Here is an 18,932-nt window from a genome sequence, read left to right on the forward strand (position 1 = left end):
TAGCTTTGCGCGGTGCAACCTACCCGAGAGCCGGTCCGGGTCAGCGTGCTCGGCCCGGTGGAGCTGATCGTGGACGGGTCCGCGGTGGCGCTGCCGCCGCTCGAGCGCATGCTGCTGGCCGTCCTGTCCGCGCACAGTGGACGGATCGTCGCGGTGGACCGACTGGTCGACGGGCTGTGGGACGGCCGGCCGCCGGCCGGGGCCCGTAACCGGGTCCAGGCGCTGGTGGCGGCGCTGCGCAAACTCGCCGGGCCCACACTGATCACGACCCGTCCGCCCGGTTATCTGGTCGGCGCGGCGCCGGTGCTCGACTCCCGGGAGTTCGCCGACGAGGTCCGGCTCGCCGGTCGGCAGGCCGCCGAGGCCAACCCCCGGCTCGCCGTCGACCTGCTGACCCAGGCGCTGGCCCGGTGGCGCGACGACGCCTTCGTGGACGTGCGCACCTCCCTCGTGGACTTCGAGCGCGACCGACTGCACGAGCTGCGGGAACACGCGGTGGAGGAACGCTTCGAGGCGCAACTCTCCCTCGGCCTGCACCGCGAGCTGGTCCCCGAACTGATGAAGAGCGTCAACGACCGTCCGCTGCGGCAACGGCTGCGCGGGCAGCTCATGGTCGCCCTGCAGCGCGGTGGCCGCGAGGCCGAGGCCCTGGCGGTGTACCGCGCCGGCGCCCGCCTGCTGGCCGACGAGCACGGGCTCGACCCCGGCCCGGAGCTGCGCCACCTGCACGATCGCATTCTGGCCGAGGACCGGGCGGCGCAACCGCAGCCGGCCCGGCTGTACCGCCCGCACCAGCTGCCGGCGGTGATCGGTGACTTCGTCGGCCGGGACCGGGAGCTGGACCGCCTGCGTTCAATGCTGGCGTACACGCCGGAGGTGGCCGGCGCGGCGCAGGTCATCGTGGTGGTCGGGCTCGCCGGCACCGGTAAGACCACCCTCGCGTTGCGCGCGGCGCACGAGCACCGGCACCGGTTCCCGGCCGGCAGCCTGTTCGCCGACTTGCGGGGCAACACCCCGAGTCCAGCCGATCCGGCCGCCGTGCTGGCCGCCTTCCTGCGCGCCCTCGGGGTGACCAGCCAGGCCATCCCGCCGGGGCGGGACGAGCGGGCCGCGCTGTACCGCTCGGTTCTCGCCGATCGGCGCACCCTGATCCTGCTGGACAGCGCCGCGAGCGCCGCGCAGGTGCGGCCGTTGCTGCCACCCGGTCCGAACACGACGCTCATCACGACCACAGCCGGGCTCGGCGCCCTGTCCGGGGCGACCGCCCTGCCGCTCGACGTGCTGCCGCTGGCCGACGGGCTGGCCCTGTTGGCCAACCTGGCCAGCGCGGACCGGGTGGGGCGGGAGACCCGGGCGGCCGAGCAGGTGGTCGAACTCTGTGGCGGCCTGCCGCTGGCGCTGCGGATCGCGGGCGTCCGGCTGGCCGAACGGGAGACGATGACCATCGCCCATCTGCGCGACCGGCTGCGGGTGGAGCGGCGGCGCCTCGACGAGCTGTCGCTGGGCGAGCTGGACGTACGGAGCAGCTTCACCGTCGGGTTCGAACGGTTGCGGCCGGCGGCGGCCCGGCTGCTCGGCGTGCTCAGCCGTACGTCGCTGCGCAGCTTCAGCACCGCCGATCCGGACGACGAGCAGCTGCTGGACCAGCTCTGCCGGGCGCAGATGCTGACCGCGTACGGCGACGGCCGGGTCCGCATGCACGACCTGGTGCGGCTGCACGCGCGTGAACGGGCCGAGCCCGCCGACGACGAGCTGGTCCGCTGGTACGAGCGGCTGCTCCGGCAGGCCGAGCGGGCCGGCGCGGCACTGCCCTGCCAGCACTTCCCGGTGACCCACGCGGTCACCCCGGACCGGCCCGCGCCGGCCGCGCTGGCCTGGTTCGAGCAGGAGCGGGAGAACCTGACCGCCGCCGTGGCCGATCTGCTGGCGCTCGGGCAGGCCGACCTGGCGGGCCGGCTGGCCTACGCGATGGGCCGTTTCGCCCTGATGCGCGAGGGCCACCTGCCGGAATGGGCGGACACGCTGCGGGCGGTCCTGGCCGAACCGGCCGGTCTGACCGTGCCGACCAGGGTGTCCGTGCAGCTGGCGCTGGCCGCGGCCGCGCGGATGACGGACCGGATCGCGGAGGCGATGCCGCTGCTGCGGGCGGCCTACCGGGACGGTCGCGGCCGGCTGCCGGAGCATCAGGTGATGGCGGCGCTCACGTACGCCCTCTGCAGCCGCCACCGGGGCGAGATGCGCACCTCGGAGGCGGTGCTGGGGCTGGCGTTCGGCCGCTGCGCCGGGCAGCGGATCGCCGACCCGGTCATCGGCTACAGCCTGCTCGTCGCGGGCCAGCACTTCGGCCAGTTCCAGCGGCACACGCCGTTCAGTCACTGGTTGTTGCAGGCCGCCGACGAGTTCCTCGAGCGTGCCGGCGACAGCTGGGGTCAGGCCCTGGTGCACGAGACCACCGGCGTCGTGTACCGGCAGGACGGGAACTGGCCGCTCGCCGCCGAGCACCTCGGCCGGGCCATCGCCATGCACCGCGGCCTGGGCGACAAGCACTCCATGACGATCGCCGAGCAGGCGCTGGCCTCCGTGCACCTGGCGGCCGGGGAGACCGAGGCGGCCCGCGCGTTGCTGGCCCGGGTCTCCGCCACGTTCCGCGACATGCGGTACGCGTGGGGCCAGGGTGTCTCCCAGCGGCTGCTCGGTAACCTGCTGCTCGACGAGGGCGAGGCCGGACGGGCGGCGGACGAGCTGGAGTCCTCGGTGGCCATCCTGCGGGGCTGCCAGAAGCCGTTCACGCTGGCCCGCTCGCTGGCGTTGCTGGCCCGGGCCCGGGCCACCCTGGGCGAGCACGCGGCGGCGGTCACCCTGGGCCGGGAGGCCCTGGCCATCTTCGACCAGTTCGCCGCCGAGGACGCGGTCGAGCTGCGCGACCTGCTGCGGACCTGGGAGCCGGCCGGGGCGAGGGACCCGGCCGCAGCCGATCCGCAGTAGATCCGCAGCGGCCGGCGGCACAGTGACGGGGCAAGTTACCCGACACGGAGGTTCGGCATGACCAAGGTGATGACCCGACTCGGCGACACGATGCTCGGTGCCCTGCTCGGTAAGGAGGAAGCCGGCGCCTGCGTGCCGGAGCACGGCCAGTCCTGCTGCGCCATTTCCAACGGCTACTGCTCCGGCGGCAACTACTTCTGGTACTACCGGCGGAGCTCGTACACCTGCAGCGGTGGCTGCTCGGCCAAGACGTCCGACCCGGTCTGCTACACCAAGAAGGCCGGCGCCTGCTGATTCAGCGCTCCCGCGGGGCCGCGCCGACGGCGCGGCCCCGTCCCCCCACCCTGGAGAGGACGGCATGTCCGGCATCACCGCAGGTGCGCTGACGCTGATCGGCGCGATCACCATTCTCAATCTCGTCCTGATCCTGGCCGTGATCCGGCGGCTGCGGGACCTCTCGGCCGGGCCGGTCGAGGCCACCGCGCCGGACATCCTGCCGGCGGTCGGTTTCGCCGTCGGGTCGCTGCCGCAGGCCGGCGGCCTGGCTCGCGGCCGGCGCACGGTCATCATGATCACGCCGACGTGCCCGCCCTGCCAGAAGCTGCTCGGCGTGCTGGAGTCCGGCGCGGACGACTACGCCCGCGACGGCCTGGTCTGCGTGGTCGGCGAGCCGGCCGAGCTGGCGCCGGTCGCGGCCCGGCTGCCCGGTTACCGGACCATCTCGGTCCGCGAGGACGTGGCGGAGTCCGTCTTCGGGGTCACCGGCTTCCCGGCCGTGCTGGTCCTGGACGACGGGGTGGTCACCCGGGTCGGGCACGAGCTTCCGGCGCGGGTCCGGGTCCGTCGGTGACGACGCTGCGGGCCGCGCTGCGGCTGGGTGCCGGGGCGCATCCGGCGGCCTTGAGCTGCCTGCTGGCCCTCATGCTCGGCAGCGCGGCCCTGCCGGTCGGTGCGGCGTGGTGCACCAAGCTGCTGCTCGACGAGATCGGCCAGGGCCCGGACGCGCAGCTCGGCCGGGCCATCCGGTTCGCCGTCCTCGCGGCCGCCCTGGTCGCGCTGGCCACGGCGGCCAACCGCCTGGTCTCCTACTTGACCGCCGTGGTGCAGAACGCCGTCGGCATCGCCGCGAACGTGTCCCTCTACGCGCGGGTGAACGCCTTCCTGGGGCTGGCCCCGTTCGAGCAGCCGGCGTTTCGGGACCGGCTCATGCTGGCGCAGCAGGCGGCCGAGCAGGCGCCGTACACCGTGGTCATGTTCGCCGTCGGCAGCGCGCAGAGCCTGGTCACCATCGTGAGTTTCGCCGGGGTCCTGCTCACCCTGTGGCCGCCGGCCGGCCTGCTGGTCCTGGCCGTGGCCGGGCCGGAGTTCGCGATCCAGCTCGCCCTGGCCCGGCGCTCCGCCCGCGCGACCGAGCAGGCCAACCGGTTCTACCGGATCCGGTTCCTCTACCAGGGGCTGCTCACCGACCTGCGGGCGGTCCGCGAGATCCGGCTCTTCCAGCTGGGCGAGTTCTTCCACGGCCGGCTCACCGGCGCCCTGCGCCGAACCGGCCGGATCGAGCTGGACGCCCGCCGGCACGCCGCCCTCGTCTCGGCGGGCTGGGCGCTGGCGAGCGCCGCCGTGGCCCTCATCGGCACGGTGACCGTGGTCGCCGCGGTGCTGCGCGGCGACCTCACCCTCGGCGACCTGACCATCTTCCTGGCCGCGGTCGGTGCCGTGCAGAGCAGCCTGTCCGGCATCGCCGCCCAACTCGGCGAGGTGGGCGCCTCGATGCGGCTGTTCCGGCACTACGCCGCCGTCGTGCACGGCCCCGCCGACCTGGCGAACGGCACGCTCACGGCACCGCCGCTGGGCGCGGAGATCCGCTTCGAGGACGTGTGGTTCCGCTACGACCAGGACGGCCCGTGGGCGCTGCGCGGGCTGAGCCTGTCCATCCCGGCGGGCCGCGCCACCGGGCTGGTCGGCGTCAACGGCGCCGGGAAGAGCACCCTGGTCAAGCTGCTCTGCCGGTTCTACGACCCGCAGCGGGGCCGGATCACCTGGGACGGTGTCGACCTGCGCGAGTTCGACCTGACGACGCTGCGGGCCCGGCTCGGCGCGGTCTTCCAGGACTTCATGTGCTACGACCTGACCGCCGAGGAGAACGTGGGGATCGGGCGGCTGCCCTACTCCCCGGACGCGGTCCGGCGAGCGGCCACCGAGGCGGGGGTGCACGACCGGCTCGCCGACCTGCCCCACGGCTACCGCACGATGCTCAGCCGCAGCTTCACCGACGAGGACGGCGAGACCGGGGTGACGCTCTCCGGCGGGCAGTGGCAGCGGGTGGCCCTGGCCCGGTCCCTGATGCGCGCCGACGCCGACCTGCTGATCCTGGACGAACCCAGCTCGGGTCTGGACGCCGAGGCGGAGAGCCGGATGAACGCCTCCCTCGCGCGGGTCCGGCAGGGCCGTACCGGGCTGCTGATCTCGCACCGGCTGAGCACCCTGCGCGACGCCGACCGGATCCTGGTGCTGGCGGCCGGGCAGGTCGCCGAGGCCGGCAGCCACGACGAGCTGATGGCCACCGGCGGCGACTACTCCCGCCTGTTCACCCTGCAGGCCGGCGGCTACCGGCTGGCAACGCCGTGATCCGCCGGTGGTGGCGCCTGATCCTCGTGCGGGGCGAGAGCATGACACCCACCCTGCGGGACGGCGACAAGCTTCTCGTCCGGGTGGGACAGCGGCCCGCGCCCGGTGACCTCGTCGTCTTCCGCGCCCGCGACGTGGTGCCGCGGACCGACGTGACCTGGATGGTGAAACGGGCGGCGGCGGTGGCCCCGGACGGATCGGTCACCGTACGCGGCGACAACCCCCACGGCCAGGACTCGCGGCATTTCGGCGCGGTGCCCGGCACGGCAGTTCTCGGAGTGGTGAGGCACAGGAGATGAGCGTGTACGTCGTAGCTTGCCAGTTCCTGATCGGCGTGGTGTTCGTGGCCGCCGTGCTCGGCAAGGCCACCGGTTACCCGGCCTTCGTGACCTCGGTCGGCGACCTGGGCCTCCGGCCCGCCGCACCGATCGCCGCGCTCGTCCTGGCCGGCGAGATCGGTGTCGCCGGCCTGGTCGCGGTCCGCCCGGCGGTCGGCCTCCCGCTCGCCGCCCTGCTGCTGCTGGCCTTCGCGGCGGCCATCACCCGAGCGCTGCGCCGCGGCCAGGCCAAGCCCTGCCGCTGCTTCGGCCGGGCCTCGGCGCCCCTGGGCCGGCACCACGTCTGGCGCAACGCCTTCCTGATCGCCGTGGCGGCCCTGGGCGCACTGGCCGCGACGGCCGCGCCCGGCCCGGTCAGCCCGGCGGCCGGCGTCCTGGCGGCAACAGCCGGGCTGGTCGCCGGCGGGCTGATCGTCATGCTCGACGACCTGCGTTTCTTGTTCGCCTGATCGGGCGCCGCGGCCGCCCTCCGTGCCACCACGGCACCGCTGACCGGGTCGATGTCCGCGACCGCCGGCCGCTCGCCTTACGGGTCAGCGGAAGCTGAACAGCGGGGGCAGGAGCAGGACCACGGTCCAGAACCAGAGGGCGTAGACCGGCAGGTAAGCGGTCTGCCAGCGTTCGATCGCCGGGAACGTGCCGCGGCGGCGCACGAACCGCAGCAGCAGCCAAACCGACCAGGCCAGGTTCACCAGCAGGACGATGTTCTCGCCCAGGGCGGCTACGTTGTTGGGGGTGGTGCCGTACTCGGCGATGCGACCGGCCATGGTGTAGAGGACCAGGGCGTCGATCATCAGCGCGCTCACCACCAGGGCCAGTTGCAGCACGTCGAACGGGCCTCGGGGGGCCTGCGGGTCGCGGGCCGACAGGGAGTAGAGCAGCAGGCCGAGGACCACGGCCAGCAGCAGGTCGAACATCACCAGCGTTTGCCGGTCGATCTCGATGCCCCGGCCGTTCCAGCCGATGGTGATCAGGAAGGCGAGCAGCGCGACGGTGAACAGCGGGGTGAAGATCCTGGTCAGGACCGGGGCGATGTTCTCGATGACGCCCTGTTTGACCTCGACCAGCCAGCCGGCGACGACCGTGGCGGCCACGAAGCCGCAGGGCACCACCCAGGTTCCGATCACGCTGTCCGAGTCGACGCCGATCGCGTCGAAGATGCCGTACAGGAAGGCAATGAGGACCCCGCCGCCGAGGGCCATGAGCACCAGGTAGACGAACCACTCCCCGGTGAAGCGGATGAAGTCCATCCGCCGCCGGGCCGAACGCAGATCGTCGGAGACGTAGGCCAGGCCGACCACCAGCCACAGGGCGATCGGCAGGTGCGTGGCCATCAGGCGGGCCGACTGGGAGTCCGCGTCGAGCGGGTAGGCGTTGGCCACCACGGCGCCGAGCCCGAACAACGCGGCCAGCGCACCGCCCGGACCGGCGCCGGGGCGCCGCCGCCAGACCAGGAAGCCGGCCAGCCAGGGCAGCGCGAACAGGGCCAGGTTGACGCTGTAGAACAGGCTGTCCTCGTTGAAGCCTCGTCCGAACAGCTCCGGGATCTTGACGGAGACGGCGGCCCCGAACGCGCACACCAGCATGACGATCACGTCGCGCCGGGAACGGCCGCGGCGCACCGGGTCGCCGGCCTCGCCGGTGAACATCAACTGCTTCCACAGGCGCTCGGAATGCTCGCGGGCGAACTCGCGGGACAATTCGTCCAGGCCGCCCATCCGCTTGACCGCGATGAGGAACGCCTCGTCGGCGGCCAGCCCCTTCGAGATCAGCCCGTCGACCGAGTCCCGGAGGTGGTCCTCCAACTCGTCGGTGTCCGACTCGACCAGCTCCGGACGGCGGCGCACGTGCTCCCGCCATAACGTGAACTGGGCCTCGAGCTCGTCCTTGCCGTCGGTGATCGTCACGCGTTGCCCTCCAGAGGGGTGAACAGGGGCCGGATGTCGGCGATGCTCGGCCAGACCTGCTGGAGCGCCTCGACGACCGTTTGCCACTGACGTCGCTGTTCGGCCAGTTCGGCCAGGCCCTGGCGAGTGATGCGGTAGTACTTGCGCCGCCGCTCCCCCGGGACCACCTGCCAGCTCGACTCGACGTGACCGAGACGCTCCAACCGGTGCAGCAGGGGATAGAGCAGGCCCTCGGTCCAGTCCAGCTCGCCACCGGACAGGTCACCGATCCGGCGCAGGATCGCGTACCCGTAGCTCTCGCCCTCAGCCAGAATGCCGAGCACGATCGGCGTCGCCGAAGCGGCCACCAGATCTTTGGTCACCCGCAAGAGCACCCCCCATACCTAGAAGTACGATGCATAGTAGTTCTAGGTATCAAGGGCCCGCAACCAGCTGGTCCGCCCCGACGGCGTGGCTGGGCCTCGACATCGCCGGGCCACATCGGCGGCCGCGGGCCGAAACACCGGGTTGATAGCGTCGGTGGCCGGCGGCGGCGACAGGGGGTCGGATCATGCCGGGCGGTTCCGCACTGCGGGCCTTGCGGATCGGGGCCGGCTTGACGATCGACGAACTCGCGGCGCGGTCGGGGGTGAGCTCGCGCACGATCGGCGGCATCGAGCGGGGGCGGATCAGGCGTCCGCACGAACGCACCCTCGGCGCCCTGGCCGCAGGACTGGAGCTGGGTCCGGGCAGTGGCGACCGGCTGCGGGCGGCGGTGGGAGCCGAGGCCGCCGGCGCCGGTCTGCCCCGGGTGACGCCGTTCTTCACCGGGCGCGAGGAGGAGCTCGCCTGGCTGGTGGCCGCGGCCGGGTCGAGCCGGCTGGTCCAGGTCACCGGGCTGCCCGGGATCGGCAAGACGGCCCTGGTGCTCCAGGCGGCCGCGCGGCTGGCCGGCGACTTCCCGCACGGGGTGCGGTTCGTCGATCTCGGCGGTGGCCGGCCGCTGCCGGCGCCGGCGGTGGCCCGGCAGGTGGCGCAGGCCCTCGGCGGCCGGACCGTCGAGCAGGGACGTGACCTGCTCGAGCGCCGCCGGGTGCTGCTGATCGTGGACGGGATGACCGATCCGGCCCAGGTGTCCGGGCTGCTGCCGACGCGGGGACCGGCGGTCACCATGGTGACATCGGCCCGGCGGTTACCCCTGCCCGACGGGCGCTGCCGGGTGCTGACCGCGCTGCCCGACGCGACCGGCGAGCGGACGCTGCACCGGATGCTGGGCGCGACCGGCCCGGACCGGGTGCTCACCGGCCTGGCGCGGCACTGTCACGGACTGCCGCTGGCCCTGCGGGCGGTCGCGAACCGGGTACTGACCCGGCGCCGGTGGCCGGTCGACCGGATCGCCCACCGTCTCGCCCAGCCGGGGCGGCTCCTGGACGAACTGGCGGCCGGTGACCTGTCGGTCGGTGCGGCGTTCCACCGTGGTTACCGGAGCCTGCCGGCCACCGCCCGGCTCGCGGTCCGCGCCCTGGCGCAGGAGCCGCCGCCCGCCGCCCTGGCCGAGCTCGCCGCTTGCGGCTGGTCCTGGCCAGGACCCCGCGGAGGGTACGAGGCGTATCCGATGCTGCGCGCCTTCGCCGCCACGCTGTGAGCGGGGTCCGGGTCAACGCGGAGCGGCGGCCGAGCGGAGCGCGGCCAGTTCGGCGCGGACCCGGGTGGCGGCGTCCGCGTCGTCGAGCTCGTCAGCCAGCTCGGCGGCCGTGGCCAGCCGGTCGGCGGCCTCGGCGGCGGCGCCGAGGTGCCGCAGCGCGCGGGCCAGCTCGATCAGGGCACCGAGTTCCACCGTACGCAGGCCGCAGTCGCGCGCGCCGGCGACGGCTTCCCGCAACGCGTCGACGCTGTCCGGCCACCGTTTGCCGGCCGCGAGGCCGATGCCGATCCGCAGGCAGGTCAGGGCGTCGGAGTAGGCCCGGACGACGGCACTCATCGGATAATCCGGGTCCCGGAGCAGCCGCAGTGTCGCCCGGTGGACCCGCAACGCGTCACCGGTCCGGCCCAGAGCGCTCAGCGATTGCCCGAGGCAGCGCATCGCCTGGGGCAGCCCCTCCCGCTCACCGACCTTCCGGAACGCGACCCACGCCCGTTGTCTGAGCCGGAGAGCCGCGGCATGCTCACCGAGGGCGGTCCGGGCCGAGGCGTCGTACAGCAGCGCCCAGCCCTGCTGCGCAAGGTCACCGGCCGCCTGCGCGCAGCGCCACGCCTCACCCGCGGTGACGACGCCCGCGCGGGGATCGGCGTCGCAGATCGTCTGCGCCCAGGCCAAGTAGTTCAGATGCGCCGCCTGGGTCCTCCGGTCGCCGCGGCTCGTCGCCGCCGCGGCGCCCAGCCGGAACACCTCCGTCCAGATGCCGGCCCGCAGCCGCTGGTCGGAGAACCAGTGCAGAGCGTCGGCGACCGCGATCACCAGATCGTGCCGGCCCGCCGCGGCGGCGAGGCGCAGGGCGGGAAACCAGTTGTCGAGTTCCGCGTCGAGCCAGGCCCGCGCCTGATCGGTGTCCTCGAGGGCCGGCCCGGCCGGGCCGGCCACCGGGCCGGGACCGCCCGGCTCGAAGTGCAGTCCGGCGCGCACGGTGGTCTCCAGCAACCATCGGACCAGCCCGGCGCGGGCGGCTCGGCCGCCGTCCGGCTCGTCGCGGTGCAGGCAGGCGTCGGCGAAGTCCCGGATCAGGTCGTGCAGGCTGAAGCGATCCGGCGGCCGGATCGCGGCCAGACCGCTCTCCACCAGCGCGTCCAGCGCGTCCTCGGCGACGACCGGATCGACCCCGCAGAGGGCCGCCGCGGCGTCGGCGGTGAAGTCCGCGCCCGGGACCAGGGCCAGCCGCCGCAGCGTGCGCCGGCCGGCCGGCGGCAGCGACCGGTAGGAGACCTCGAGGGCCGCGGCGAGACCGGGTGCGCCACCGTCGAGCACGGTGATCCGGTTCCTCGTCCGGGCAAGCTGCGCGTTCAGCGCGGGCACTGTCAGTTCCGGTTCGTCATGCAGGCGCTGCCCCGTCACCCGCAGCGCCAACGGCAGGTGCCCGCAGTGGACGGCGAGGGCGGCGATCTCGTTCGGGTCCCCGGTGTGCGGCCGGCCGACGGCGCGCAGCAGGGCGGTGGCGTCGGCCGGTGGGAGCGGTTCCTGCGGCAGCCAGTGCACCGCCTCCAGCCCGCTCAGCCAGCGCCGGCAGGTGAGCAGCACCAGGCCGGGGCCGTCGCCGGGCAGCAGCGGCCGCACCTGCTCCTCGTCGGCCGCGTTGTCGAGCACCAGCAGGACCCGGCGGTGGTGGAGCAGACCGCGGTAGACCCGGGCCCGTTCGTCCGGGCCCGCCGGTATCCGGCTCTCGGCTACGCCGAGGGCCAGCAGCAGCCGTCGCAGGACCTCGGTGGACGCGGCCGGGCGTTCCTGGGTGCCGCGCAGATCGACGAAGAGCCGCCCGTCCGGGTAGTCGGCGGCCAGGTCGTGGACGGCACGCAGGGCGAGCGCGGTCTTACCGACCCCGGGCTGTCCGGTGAGCACGACGACGACCGCCGGACCGGCGGCGACGTCCGGCGGGCCGGCCAGCGCCCGAATCGCCGCCAGGGCGTCGCCGCGGCCGGTGAAGTGCGGCGGCGGCTCCGGCATCGGGCAAGCACCGGCGGGCAACCGCTCCGCGTCGGCCGCCCGCCGCACCAGATCGCGATCCGCGGGGGGAAGGGCAAGCGCCTCGAGGACGGCGGTCAGCGTACGGCGCTGCGGTCGCCGGACCCGGTCGCGCTCCAGGTCGCTGAGCGCTCGCGGACTCACGCCCGCCCGCTCGGCCAGCTCCTCGATCGTCAGATCGGCGGCGGTGCGGTAACCGCGCAGCCGGCCGCCGAGGGTGGGACCGGCCACGGCGTAACCCCCGTCGAGAAGGATCGGGTGCGGTTCACCCAGTGTATCGACTACGTCACAGGTCCATCGGAGACGTGCTGAGCTGGGCCGACATCCGACGGCTAGTTCTTGCCTGATGTTCTGCATGGAGGCCGGGACGCGCGGCGGCTCTACTCGGTGCGTCAGTGACCGACCGCGGTCACCGGACCCGACAGGAGGAACCACCTGTGCTCAAGAACCGGAACGGCGGACGCCGGCTCGTCACCCGCGTCGTCGCCCTGTGTGCGATGGTCGCGGGCGGGCTGCTGGTGGCGGGCTCGCCGGCCTTCGCGTACACGCTCGTCGGCCGATTCCAGAATCACGTCTCCGGGCTGTGCCTGGACAGCGGCTTCCCGGCCTCGGGAAGCGCGTTCGGGCCGGTCTACACCCGGCCCTGCCAGAGTGGCAACAACTACCAGACCTGGGAGGTGTACGGGCCGAAGGGCAAGTCCCGGTTCGGCTACGAGCTCACCCAGATCCGGAACCGGGCCACCGGCTTGTGTCTGAGCATGGACGAGTACGGCGGCCCGCGCCTCTATACCGCCGGTTGCAGCAACGGCCGTCCACCGTCGACGGACGTCCTGGAGGGCGTGGGGCAGAACTGGCAGACAGTGTCACTGCGCCAGGAATACTACGAGGGCAGGCTGGTCTGCCTCGACAGTCACGGCTCGGCGAGTCAGGACGCGTACGCCCGGTCGTGCAACGACGGGTCGTACCAGGATTGGCGGTTGCTGAGCTGAGACGCCGGGAGGCGACCGGGCGTCCGGTCGTCTCCCGCTCCGCTGCTCGGCCGCCGAGCGGCTGACCTTCTCAGCGGGCGATCAGCTCGTCGATCAGGCTGTCGGCCAGTTTCTGGGTGCGGGCCTCGGTGTGGTCCAGCGCGATCACGACCATGGCGGCGCGCTGGGCGGGCAACCGGGCGACCTGGGCGCTCAGACCGGCCCACAAGCCGCCGTGGCGGTGCAGCGGGAAACCGGCCCGGGTCAGCACGTCGACCCCCCAGCCGTACGGGAGGGGCGTGCCGTCGTCGAGCCGGCCCGCCGTGTGCAGCAGGTCGGAGACGCCCAGCTCGTCGTTCGCCAGGGCCTCGTTCCAGCGCATCAGGTCGGCCGCCGTCGACCAGACGCCGCAGTCGCCCAGCGACAGCGGCGCCGGGGAACCCAGCTCGGTCGGGGTGGCGCCGGGCGGGAACGGCTCCGGGCCGGGCCAGTAGCGGGTGGCGGTCATGCCGAGCGGCTCGAACAGGCGCGAGCGGGCGAAGTCGGGGAACGGCTCGCCGGCGATCCGTTCGACGATGACCGACAGGCAGGTGTAGCCGGCGTTGCGGTAGCCGAAGACGGTTCCCGGCGGGCTCTCCAGTTTCTCGTGCCCGCCCAGCTCGGCCAGCATGCCGGGGACGGTCCGGTCCCGCCCGGCCCGCTTGAGCGCGAAGAACTCACCGGCCTCGGGCAGTCCGCCGGTGTGGTGGATCAGGTGCCGCACCCGAACGGTGGCCGCCCACGCCGGCAGCTCGGGCATCCAGTCGGCCAGCGCCGACTCGACGTCGATCTTCCCCTGCCGCGCGAGCAGCGCCACGCAGGCGGCCGTGATCTGCTTCGACACCGACGCGACGCAGGCCGTCGTGAACGGCTCACCGTGACTCACGTACACCGGCGGCGTGTCCCCGTGCCGCAGCCCGACCACGACCCGGTCGCCGCCGCCGTACCCCGCCGCCTCGATGAGCGCGCCGGCCCGCTCGGACATCTCACGATCCACCGGGCCAGTATCGGGAACCGCCGCCACCGGGTACACCGATTTAGTACCGAGGAGCCCGCGCGCCGCCGCCTCTGCCGGAGGACGCGCGGGACTACCAACGCTCCACGAGATGTTCCCGCCCCGGCGGCGGGTCGTACGGCTCAGGCCAGTAGTCGGTGATCCGGCTGATGCGACCTTGCTCGCCGACCTCGAGCCAGACGCAAGCGTCCTGCCCGTCGGCACCGACGCGAACGTCGAGCCACAACGCGGCAAGGCGGCCGTCGGCCACCGTCTGACGCACCCGCAGATGCCAGTCGCCCGGATAGTCCACGTTGAACCGGAGGAACGCGGGCCGGCCGCGGATGCGCTCGCGCGTCTGCGGCATCTCGTAGACCACGTCCTCGGCGAGCAAGCCGGCCAGCCGGGACCAGTCACGCTGGTCGAGGCTCTCGACGTAGGCGATCGCGATCTGCCGGGTCTTGGCGGTGTCGTCCACGTCCGCGACGCTACCTCGGCAGACCTCCGGCCGGGCGGCGCGGGTTCACTCGCCGCGACTCGGCACCCAGCGGCCGTCCGAGCCGACAGCGACGTCGAAGGCCTGCCGATCGGTCGCGCCGAAATCGACCAGGCAACGCCAGTCGCCCACGCCGTCCGCGTCGACGCTGAGCGAGGCACACGTCGCGCCGGTCGGAGTGGCGGCGGCGCCGCTGCTGTCCTTGACGCCGCCGTCCTTGACGATTGACTGCTCGAGCCAGGCCGCCGTGAAACGACCCGACGAGGTGCTCGTCGGGGTGCCGGCCATACCGGCGAGGGTCGCCATCATCGCCAGGGCCAGCAGAACGGACACCAACGTCCAGCCCCCGAGGGTAGCGGCGAAAGCCACCCAGTACTTCTGGCCGGGCCGGCCCATCGCGGCTGCCCGGCGGGCCCGGCCGTGGGCCGAGATGGCACCGAGAACACCGAACAGCGTCGTGAACAGGATGACGGCGCCGATGCCCGGAGCCTGGCCTCGGGCCACCCGGCCGGAATATCCGCCCTGGCCCGGCGGCGGCCAAGCGGACTGGCCGGAGCGGGGCGCCGCGTAACCGTAGGGTGCGGGTTGCGCCGCCGGCCCCCGGTAACCGGTCTGACCGGCCTGTCCGTAACCGGCAGGCGATTGCCCGGGTCGACCGGCGTACGTCGGCGACTGCGTGCTCCGCACCGGCTGAGCGGTCTTCCACAAGTCGTTGGCCTGCGGTTCTGCTGTCATTTGGCGACCCGTCCGTGGTGTTGTTCGACTCCGTCCGGCGTTAGTTCGGCGGCCCGCGCGCCGACCTGAGACTTGGCTCACCATGCCGGTGGAACTCGCCGAGCTCATCCGCGAGCTCGCCCGGCCCGGCCGGCCGGCCGGGTCAGAGCAGTGGGAGCAGCAGCTCGGGCCGGTCCAGCGGGATGATGTGCCCGCACTGCGGGAGGACGTGGCCGGTCAGGTCGTCGGCGATGGCCACCAGTTGGCGGTGCAGCCGGTCCCCGACCGGCCGCGCCCCGATCGCGACCACCGGCATCGGCAACCGCCGCCGGCTCTCGGCCGCGATCTGATCAGCGGTCACGCTCATCGCGCGATAGTGCGCGAAGGCGCATCCCAGGCTCTCCGGTCCGCTGTACGCCGCGACGAAGGCAGCCCGCACGTCCGGGGCGACACCGTTCCCGTCGTGGGTTCCGGCTCGCAGGAAGAAGTCGAGGTACTCGCCCTCGTGCCCGACCAGCACCCGCTCGGCCAAGCCCGGAACCCCGTGGAACCCGAACCACCACGGCGCGGCGAAGTCGGCCGGCAGGCCGCCGAGCACCGCCTCCATCACGACCAGCCGGCTCACCCGCTCGGGGTGGCGCAGGGCGAGCAGCACCGCCGGCGACACCCCCAGATCAAGGGCGGCCACGTCGGCGTGGGCGACACCGAGGGCATCAAGCAGCTTCCGTACGTCCTCGGCCACCGTGCCCGCGTCATAGCCGGTCGCGGCCCGGCTGGTGCCGCCCAGGCCACGCAGGTCGGGGGCGATGACGCGCCGGGTGCGGGCCAGCTCCGGAATGATCCGCGACCACACCGCCCAGGTGTGCGGGAACCCGTGCAGCAGCACGATCGGCGGCCCGTCCCCGGCCAGGGCCACGTTCAGCACGATCCCGTTCGCCTCGACGCGCCTGATTTCTGTCGCCGTCATGTCGCTCCCACCCAGCTGGTAACCAATAGTTACCTGATCACCGTAGGTACCTATAAGGTGGTCGGGAAGAACGCACTTCGCCGGAAGGTGGTTACCCGATGGTGCCTGCCCGCCGCGGCGACCTGTTCGATCCGGCGTGCCCCACCCGGCGGCTCCTCGACCGGGTCGGCACCAAGTGGGTCGCCATGATCGTCAAGGTGCTGGCCGAGGCCGGATCGCCGGAACTGGGCTTCGCCGAACTCGAACGCCGCATCCCCGGCATCTCGCACAAGATGCTGTCCCAGACCCTGCGGTCGCTGGCCGCCGACGGCCTGGTCGACCGACGGGTCGAGCCGTCCACCCCACCCCGGGTCCACTACCGGCTGACCGACCTGGGCCGATCGCTCGACGAGCCGCTGGCCGCCCTGCGCGACTGGGCCGAACGCCACATGGGCGACATCGACGACTTCGCCCAGCGCGCCCCCTCAGGCTGACCGCCCCCGCTCCTCGATCGACCCCACCTTGATGCCGCCGAACAAGGCCCCGGCAGACCGGTCCGGGTGCAGTCCGCGTGGTGGTCCGCGGAGCGCCCCCTAAAGCGTCCTAGGAGGCTGGGTTTATCGAGAGCGCCGCCCGGCCCCGGCGTGCCGGGGATCAGCCGCCGATCACCGGCCCTTCCGGTTCACCCCGGCTCGGCTCGGCGCAGCGGCTCGACAATGAGGTCGACCAGATCGGGAAGAGCGCACCCGTAGTCCTGCAACGACGGGATCTCGCCGACTGCGACCTGGCCGATGCTCCCCGCCGGTGACAACCCGTCCGGCCGATCGCGGACGCGGTCACCGGGCGGCAAACCGACACCGCCGCTCATCCGCCGGCGGGGCGTGGCGCCGGCGGCGACCTCCCCGTGCTCCGAGGCGATCGACCCGTACCGGTCGATCAATGCGTGCGCCGCGTCGTACACGTCAGCGATCGCGCGACGGGCGTCCTCCTCGCCGGCGTCCGGGTTGTCCGCCCGGTACGCGGCTCGCGCCGCGGCAAGGAAGCCCGGAGGATCGATGATCACCGCGTCCTCACGGTGCACGTAGGAGATGACCATTCCCGGGTACGGCTGCATCCCGTCCGCTCCATCGACCATCGCCTCACCCTAGGCCGCCACGACGAGCCCCGGGCGGGCCGGAGCCGCATCCGCCGAGCGGGGTTCAGCACCGTCATCGGGTCGTGGGCAGGCGGGTCGCGAGGATGTGTTTGCCGGGGCCGCGAGCGGGGCCGTGGGTGGCGAACCAGGCGCAGGTGCAACGCTCCCCGTCCGGGGCGCGCCGGACGACGTTCACCGAGCCGGTGCGGGTGCCGGGTGATCTCGGGTGCGGCGCCGAGGGACCTGGACGACAACTTCCTGAAAATTTGTACGAAGCAACGGCGACGAGTGCCCGATCGAGCGCTACTGTCACGATCATTAGTCGGCGGGCTGACCGGAAGGTGTCGTCGTGACACAGGACTCTCCCCAGGTGGTAACCGATGTCCTCGTCGTCGGGTCGGGCCCGGCCGGCGCGGCCACGGCGCTGTTCCTGGCCACGTACGGCACCCGGACCCTGGTGGTGACCAAGTACGGCGCCCTGTCGGACACGCCCCGGGCGCACATCACCAACCAGCGCACCATGGAGACGCTGCGCGACATGGGCCTCGAGGACCAGCTGATGCGCGAGGCCACGCCCTGGGAGAACATGGGCAACACGACGTACTGCACGAGTCTGGCCGGCGAGGAACTCGGCCGGGTGTCCTCCTGGGGTACGGACACCGCCCGGCACGCCGACTACCTGCTGCAGAGCCCGTGCACGATGCTGGACGCGCCGCAGACGATCACCGAGCCGGTGATGATGCGGGCCGCTCAGGCGCGCGGCGCCAAGGTCCGGTTCGACAGCGAATACCTCTCGCACGTGCAGGACGCCGACGGGGTGACCACCACGGTCCGGGACCGGCTGACCGGCGGCGAGTACACCGTCCGCTCGAAGTACCTGGTCGGCGCCGACGGCGCCCGCAGCCGGGTGGCCGCCGACCTCGGTCTGCCGTTCGAGGGCCCGGGCGCGGTCGGCGGGGCGCTGGGCATCATCTTCGAGGCCGACCTGAGCCGCTTCGTCGCCCACCGGCCGTCGGTCCTGTACTGGATGGTGCAGCCGGGCGCCGAGAAGGAGGGCGTCGGACTGGGCGTACTCCGGATGATCAAGCCGTGGACCGAGTGGATGCTGATGTGGGGCTACGAGGCCGCCGCCGGTCCGCCGCAGTTCACCGACGAGTTCGTCCGCGAGCTGGCGGTCAAGCTGGTCGGCACCGACGACTTCACGATGCGGGTGAAGTCGACCTCGCCGTGGACGGTGAACCACCACTTCGCCACCACGATCGCCGCCGGCCGGGTGTTCTGCGCCGGCGACGCGGTGCACCGGCACCCACCGACCAACGGACTGGGCTCCAACACCTCGATCCAGGACGCGTACAACCTGGCCTGGAAGCTGCACCACGTGGTGCGCGGCCTGGCCGCACCGGCGCTGCTCGACTCCTACGACGCCGAGCGGGCCCCGGTCGCCCGCCAGATCGTCGAGCGGGCCAACCAGAGCATCGCCGACACCGGCCGGATCCTGACCGCACTCGGCGTCGAGGACAGCACCGACGGCGACGTGCTGGAGCGGCAGCTGGCCAAGCGCAAGGAGGCCGGCGCGGAGGGCGCGAAGGTCCGGCAGGCTCTGCGCGAGGCGATCGCCTACAAGTCGTACGAGTTCAACGCGCACGGCGTCGAGCACAACCATCGGTACGCCTCGGCCGCGGTCGTCACGGACGGCACGCCGATGCCCGAGTTCACCCGCGACCCCGAGCTGTACGCCCAGCCGACCACCTGGCCGGGCGCCAAACTGCCGCACACCTGGGTGACCCGCGCCGGACACCGGGTGTCCACGCTGGACCTGGCCGGGCGTGGGGCGTTCAGCGTGTTCACCGGCGTCGGTGGCGAGGCGTGGATCGAGGCCGCGGCCGCGCTCACGGCCGAGACCGGTCTGCCGATCACCGCCGTCTCGATCGGGCCCGGCCACGAGCTCGAGGACCCGTACGGGACGTGGGCCGACCTGTCGGAGATCGCCGACGACGGCGTTCTGCTGGTGCGCCCGGACCTCTACGTCGCCGCCCGTCACGCGGCCGGGCCGTCCTCGCCGGCCGAGGCCGACCGGTGGCTCCGGTCGGTCCTGGCCCAGGTCCTCGGCACGGCCGCCTGATCCGGCGC

General features: G+C 73.2%; 18 protein-coding genes. 10 read left to right on the plus strand and 8 right to left on the minus strand.

What is annotated here, in order from left to right:
- Positions 1 to 12 precede the first annotated feature (12 nt).
- The 6 genes from Afe05nite_RS25170 to Afe05nite_RS25195 all read left to right on the plus strand — a co-directional run bounded on the left by Afe05nite_RS25170 (position 13) and on the right by Afe05nite_RS25195 (position 6,400).
- Complete coding sequence (locus Afe05nite_RS25170; protein ID WP_239118176.1) at positions 13 to 2,985, plus strand: AfsR/SARP family transcriptional regulator; 2,973 nt, start codon at positions 13 to 15, stop codon at positions 2,983 to 2,985.
- Positions 2,986 to 3,042: 57 nt separating this feature from the next.
- Complete coding sequence (locus tag Afe05nite_RS25175) at positions 3,043 to 3,279, plus strand: hypothetical protein (RefSeq protein ID WP_203819662.1); 237 nt, start codon at positions 3,043 to 3,045, stop codon at positions 3,277 to 3,279.
- Between the two features lie 64 nt (positions 3,280 to 3,343).
- Positions 3,344 to 3,835 (plus strand): thioredoxin family protein, encoded by a 492-nt coding sequence (locus Afe05nite_RS25180; RefSeq protein ID WP_203819663.1) that lies wholly within the window; start codon positions 3,344 to 3,346, stop codon positions 3,833 to 3,835.
- Entirely contained in the window at positions 3,832 to 5,613 is a 1,782-nt protein-coding gene (locus Afe05nite_RS25185; RefSeq protein WP_203819664.1) for an ABC transporter ATP-binding protein, read from the plus strand. Before Afe05nite_RS25180 ends, Afe05nite_RS25185 begins: the two co-directional genes overlap by 4 nt.
- Positions 5,610 to 5,912, plus strand: a complete 303-nt coding sequence (locus Afe05nite_RS25190; RefSeq protein ID WP_275407506.1) for a S24/S26 family peptidase — start codon at positions 5,610 to 5,612, stop codon at positions 5,910 to 5,912. Before Afe05nite_RS25185 ends, Afe05nite_RS25190 begins: the two co-directional genes overlap by 4 nt.
- 2 nt (positions 5,913 to 5,914) lie before the next feature.
- Positions 5,915 to 6,400: a MauE/DoxX family redox-associated membrane protein gene (locus Afe05nite_RS25195; protein WP_203819666.1), complete on the plus strand. Its 486-nt coding sequence runs from the start codon at positions 5,915 to 5,917 to the stop codon at positions 6,398 to 6,400.
- A gap of 84 nt (positions 6,401 to 6,484) precedes the next feature.
- Here Afe05nite_RS25195 and Afe05nite_RS25200 read toward each other — a convergent pair whose 3' ends face one another.
- Positions 6,485 to 7,858, minus strand: a complete 1,374-nt coding sequence (locus Afe05nite_RS25200) for a permease prefix domain 1-containing protein (RefSeq protein ID WP_203819667.1) — start codon at positions 7,856 to 7,858, stop codon at positions 6,485 to 6,487.
- On the minus strand, positions 7,855 to 8,220 hold the full coding sequence (locus tag Afe05nite_RS25205) for a PadR family transcriptional regulator (protein WP_438868817.1): 366 nt from the start codon (positions 8,218 to 8,220) through the stop codon (positions 7,855 to 7,857). The genes Afe05nite_RS25200 and Afe05nite_RS25205 overlap by 4 nt, the downstream gene beginning before the upstream one ends.
- Before the next feature lie 188 nt (positions 8,221 to 8,408).
- Between Afe05nite_RS25205 and Afe05nite_RS25210 the strand changes: the two genes are divergently transcribed.
- The gene (locus Afe05nite_RS25210; RefSeq protein WP_203819668.1) at positions 8,409 to 9,482 is read left to right on the plus strand and encodes a helix-turn-helix domain-containing protein; all 1,074 of its coding nucleotides are present in this window, start codon (positions 8,409 to 8,411) and stop codon (positions 9,480 to 9,482) included.
- A gap of 12 nt (positions 9,483 to 9,494) precedes the next feature.
- On the opposite strand, the gene Afe05nite_RS25215 is transcribed toward Afe05nite_RS25210, so the two are convergent.
- Positions 9,495 to 11,741 (minus strand): ATP-binding protein, encoded by a 2,247-nt coding sequence (locus Afe05nite_RS25215; protein ID WP_203819669.1) that lies wholly within the window; start codon positions 11,739 to 11,741, stop codon positions 9,495 to 9,497.
- A 206-nt stretch (positions 11,742 to 11,947) separates the two neighbouring features.
- Here Afe05nite_RS25215 and Afe05nite_RS25220 point away from each other — a divergent pair, with 206 nt between their 5' ends.
- Positions 11,948 to 12,499, plus strand: coding sequence for an RICIN domain-containing protein (locus tag Afe05nite_RS25220; RefSeq protein ID WP_203819670.1), 552 nt, complete (start codon positions 11,948 to 11,950; stop codon positions 12,497 to 12,499).
- 70 nt (positions 12,500 to 12,569) lie between these two features.
- Here Afe05nite_RS25220 and Afe05nite_RS25225 read toward each other — a convergent pair whose 3' ends face one another.
- The 4 genes from Afe05nite_RS25225 to Afe05nite_RS25240 form a co-directional block, all read right to left on the minus strand.
- Positions 12,570 to 13,514: a serine hydrolase domain-containing protein gene (locus Afe05nite_RS25225; protein WP_203819671.1), complete on the minus strand. Its 945-nt coding sequence runs from the start codon at positions 13,512 to 13,514 to the stop codon at positions 12,570 to 12,572.
- Positions 13,515 to 13,605: 91 nt separating this feature from the next.
- Positions 13,606 to 13,989: a nuclear transport factor 2 family protein gene (locus Afe05nite_RS25230; RefSeq protein ID WP_203819672.1), complete on the minus strand. Its 384-nt coding sequence runs from the start codon at positions 13,987 to 13,989 to the stop codon at positions 13,606 to 13,608.
- A gap of 45 nt (positions 13,990 to 14,034) precedes the next feature.
- Positions 14,035 to 14,742 carry a hypothetical protein gene (locus Afe05nite_RS25235; RefSeq protein WP_203819673.1) on the minus strand — a complete coding sequence of 236 codons (708 nt, stop codon included), beginning with the start codon at positions 14,740 to 14,742 and terminating at the stop codon, positions 14,035 to 14,037.
- Positions 14,743 to 14,884: 142 nt separating this feature from the next.
- Positions 14,885 to 15,688, minus strand: a complete 804-nt coding sequence (locus tag Afe05nite_RS25240; protein WP_203819674.1) for an alpha/beta fold hydrolase — start codon at positions 15,686 to 15,688, stop codon at positions 14,885 to 14,887.
- A 98-nt stretch (positions 15,689 to 15,786) separates the two neighbouring features.
- Between Afe05nite_RS25240 and Afe05nite_RS25245 the strand changes: the two genes are divergently transcribed.
- Positions 15,787 to 16,161 carry a winged helix-turn-helix transcriptional regulator gene (locus tag Afe05nite_RS25245; protein ID WP_203819675.1) on the plus strand — a complete coding sequence of 125 codons (375 nt, stop codon included), beginning with the start codon at positions 15,787 to 15,789 and terminating at the stop codon, positions 16,159 to 16,161.
- Between the two features lie 188 nt (positions 16,162 to 16,349).
- Here the strand turns inward: Afe05nite_RS25245 and Afe05nite_RS25250 are convergent, their stop codons facing one another.
- Positions 16,350 to 16,802, minus strand: coding sequence for a hypothetical protein (locus Afe05nite_RS25250; protein ID WP_203819676.1), 453 nt, complete (start codon positions 16,800 to 16,802; stop codon positions 16,350 to 16,352).
- Positions 16,803 to 17,151: 349 nt separating this feature from the next.
- Here Afe05nite_RS25250 and Afe05nite_RS25255 point away from each other — a divergent pair, with 349 nt between their 5' ends.
- The gene (locus Afe05nite_RS25255) at positions 17,152 to 18,924 is read left to right on the plus strand and encodes an FAD-dependent oxidoreductase (RefSeq protein WP_239118177.1); all 1,773 of its coding nucleotides are present in this window, start codon (positions 17,152 to 17,154) and stop codon (positions 18,922 to 18,924) included.
- The last annotated feature ends 8 nt before the right edge of the window (positions 18,925 to 18,932 follow it).

The organism is Paractinoplanes ferrugineus (assembly GCF_016862195.1).
In the GTDB taxonomy this organism is placed as follows: Bacteria; Actinomycetota; Actinomycetes; order Mycobacteriales; family Micromonosporaceae; genus Actinoplanes; species Actinoplanes ferrugineus.